At 59.3% G+C, this 3012-nt stretch carries 2 protein-coding genes and 1 pseudogene; all 3 read right to left on the reverse strand.

Annotated elements, in window-relative coordinates; all coding sequences use genetic code 11:
* Positions 1 to 340 precede the first annotated feature (340 nt).
* Positions 341 to 988 (reverse strand): hypothetical protein, encoded by a 648-nt coding sequence (locus tag NX780_RS25015; protein ID WP_258830603.1) that lies wholly within the window; start codon positions 986 to 988, stop codon positions 341 to 343.
* Positions 979 to 2625, reverse strand: a complete 1647-nt coding sequence (locus NX780_RS25020; RefSeq protein WP_258830604.1) for a hypothetical protein — start codon at positions 2623 to 2625, stop codon at positions 979 to 981. The genes NX780_RS25015 and NX780_RS25020 overlap by 10 nt, the downstream gene beginning before the upstream one ends.
* Positions 2622 to 3012 (reverse strand): annotated as a pseudogene (locus tag NX780_RS25025) (type VI secretion system tip protein VgrG); the annotation flags it as partial. The pseudogene NX780_RS25025 and the gene NX780_RS25020, both read right to left, overlap by 4 nt.

Genomic DNA, 3012 nt, shown 5'->3' on the forward strand with positions numbered 1-3012 from the left:
AGACATACAGGCGGGTGGCGCTGCCGAACTGCGCAAGCGCAGCGATGGCCTGGTCCAGCAATTCACGACGCATGTTCAACCCGAAAACGTGGTTCGGGATCTGGGTTCATGACATACCTCAGCATCAATCGTCAATTTATCTCAACTGCACAGATCCAATTCCCACGGTCGTAAAGGCGTGACAGGTTGGGAGAATCGGTGCGCGCAATAGACAAGCCCTTGCGCACGCTGCCGTCGCTCAGGTCTGCCTTGAACGGCCGGCCAGTGCCTCGCCCCAGTCGGCAACGTGCCTGAGAATCGGCATCGTAACGTCTCCCGACAGCCCTGGCGGCCTGCCCTACTATGCACCCATCAGTGGTCGCATAGCTTCCAGACGGTTCATGGCGGCCAGCTTGTCGTCCGGCGCACTGGAGCGAAGCGACATGTAAGTCGCACGGTGCTCAGGATCGTCAGGGTCGGACGATACCCCATGCAGTTCCATCAAGGCCAGGATTGCAGAGGCTAGAGGCAAGCGTTCAGTCTCGGTAAAAATCATTCCCTTGAGCGCGTTGATGTTGTCCGGTGTGGCGTTCCGGTTGGACAGCGACTGCGCAAACTGTGTCCTCACACTTTCAAATTTACTCCCGGCAAAGTTGGCCAGCATGGCAATGTAGCGGGGATCTGGATCGTTATTCGTGACGTATCGAAGCATCAGCAAGCGGTCGATTTCGGTTTCCCGCTGCTCCGCTGGAAACTCCGACTCAGGCATCGGCTGGTCTAGCGCGAGTTTGAACTGCTCAATGGCCCGCATCTTGTTCAGCAGGTAAAGGCCCGTGATGTTATCGACGGAATCCGGAAATCCAGTCATCAGGAAATCCCAGGCCTCGGCCTGTTCGGCTGGGCTCATGCCCGCAAAATAACTGGCGTCCAGGCCATTCATACGTTCGGGGCCATAGGTATTGAAAAATTTGTAGAGACGCGACAGCTTGGAGTCGTCGGTTACGGCCATGGAGCAGTTCCTTTTAGCGCGAGCAGCGCTTTCACTTTATCTTCGCCCAATTGCGTGAGATTGCCAGCGGGGTCGAGCGCATATACGTTGATGCCGCTGACCTCGCCTGCACGATATTTATCCAGATAGATCGGCTTTTCGACGTTGTGCCACAAAGTGTAAGGCGCATCCAGCTTCTCGAGAGTCTGGACCGCATTGACGTGTCCTGTAACGCCTTCCGCATATTTTTTCGATACCCCGGCCCACAAATCGCGGGCAAACGGCGGCGTGCCCTTGGATTTATCCCACGGATAATCGACATTGATCTCTTTCCACCCATCGATGATCCGGCCGCCCGGTGTCGTTTCCAGTGTGACCCCGCCGATACTTTCGGCGTATTTCTGCGCTGCCTTGTCGTCTCCCGACCAGAACACGGCGCCATCTTTGGGAGAAGAGACGTCCAGACGCTTGATGACCTCGTCCCAGGTATCGGTCGAATTCTTTCTCGGAAAATGAGGACGCAGTATATCCTGCGCTTCCCGGCGCTTAGCTGCTGCGAGCGCCGTGTCTCCCGCTTTCTCCGCCTCCCGCATTTCGTTCGATAGCTGCGTGATGCGTACGCGGTCGGCCTCGACAGCCGCGTCAATCACTTCCTGCTTCTTCGTGTTCGCGCTCTCGTCCGGCGGCTTGACCGGATCCGGCTTGTCTTTCAGCGGCGGTTTCGGCGGCTCGGCAGCAGCCGGTTTGGCGGCCGGTTTCGGTTTGGGCTTCGCCGCAGGTGCCGGTTTTGCCGCGGATTCTGCGGCGAGCGGTTTCGGTTTCGCCAGCGGGCGCCCCGCGACATCCCGAACCCGCTGCGTTGCCGGCGGCGGAGCCACGGGTTTCTTGGCCTTGACGCCGGAAGCCACGGTATGCACCTCCTTCGGCGCTGTCTGCGCCAAAACCTTGGCCAGCCGCGCATCGAGTACGGCCAGGGCCTTCGGTATCTGCCTCAACGCATCCTGCTGTACCGCATAGAACTTTTTCTCCCAGGCTACGAGTGTGGTGATCGTGCTCGTGAGCGAATCGAAATAATTGACGCGATGCAGATGGCGTCGCATGCCGCGCACGATCTCCAGCAGCTTCTGGATCGTCTTGTCCAGAGCGGCCAGCAGCGGCTTTTGATACTGGGCGAACTTGATCGCACGGAGGAACTTGAGGATGTCGCCCTTGATGAATTTCTGCAGGAAACGCACCAGTTCGACCAACTTGTTCGCCTCCTTGATCAGCATGAGCATCACCGCGCGCAGCGCGGCTCCGAGCTCGGAGCCGGCGATCCCGCCAACGATCGCCCCGACGCCTGCGGCGGCGGCCCCACCCGCGGCCATTGCGATCGGCAGGGCGAGCACGATCAAACAGGCGCATAGCAGCACCCATTCCATCAGGTCGTTTCGCTTGTCTGGGTGATTCGCCAGCCGCAACGTCACCGCGATTGCGTCGCGCGCACTGGTGACCAGGACAACGCCTGGGACGAAGCTGACCAGCATGTCCGCGACCACGGCCGACAACGGGCGATTATCGGCAAACTCACCGATCAGGACAGACTTGAGCCAGCCCAATCCGCCAACGACGCTGTCCCACGCATCGTCAATAATATTATCGTCCGGCTGTCTGCTCATGCATCGATCTCGTCGTCCGGCGGCGGTGCATTGATTGCCAGGTTGAAGAACTCGTCGATATCATCGTCGAGCTCGCTGGAAACATAGGATTTGGCGGTCTCCATCATCGGCAAATATTCGACACGCGCCATCGTGCCCGGCGCGACTCCGCTGATCCGCGCGTAGCCTTCTGCGTCGAGCACGCCCTTGCGCACGCTGCCGTCGCTCAGGAAAGCCTTGAACGGCCGGCCGGCCAGTGCCTCGCCCCAGTCGGTGAAGTGCCTGAATTCGAGATCCGTCTCGCCGGGTTCTGCGCGTGGCAGGTGCGGCAGGACGTAACTGTTCCGGTCCGAACCGACAAACGATTTCTTTCCTGCATGAATCGTTATCTTGCCCGGACACTGCACG

Source organism: Massilia agri (assembly GCF_024753255.1).
Classification (GTDB): Bacteria; Pseudomonadota; Gammaproteobacteria; order Burkholderiales; family Burkholderiaceae_D; genus Telluria; species Telluria agri.